We start from the raw sequence: 414 nt of genomic DNA on the forward strand, positions 1-414 counted from the left end.
AGGCCACACTAGCACAGCATTCCTTCAAAATATGGAATGGAGCTCCAAACAAAAAGAATTTGAAAAATTGCTGAAAATGATCGAGCAAGCTAACTTCGATAAAGTGTGCTTTCCAGATACCAACGGTCGCTTTTTTGAGAGAGCGTTTAGCCATATCGCCCTAGGGCTAGAGGGCTATAGCACCGAACGGATCTCAACTTGGTTAAAGTCCCTGATCGAGCTCGACCAAGCACTTTTAAAAACCTATAAAGAGCCGGCTGATGCATCGCCTACTGATGATCTAGACCAATTACTAGGAAACTTATCCGGCGCCTACGTTGAGAAGTCCTTTGACGACCTAGCCCACCCCGTAAACGATGTAATTGATTTTGTATCAAGCCACCAACTATATGTATACAAGGAAAAGTTTTCGCC

General features: G+C 44.0%; 1 protein-coding gene. It reads left to right on the forward strand.

The features are described from left to right. Nucleotides 1-31: 31 nt before the first annotated feature. A partial coding sequence (locus A3751_RS00775; protein ID WP_197466071.1) for a hypothetical protein occupies nucleotides 32-414 on the forward strand: 383 nt, incomplete at its 3' end.

The sequence above is a fragment of the Oleiphilus sp. HI0080 genome, from assembly GCF_001635135.1.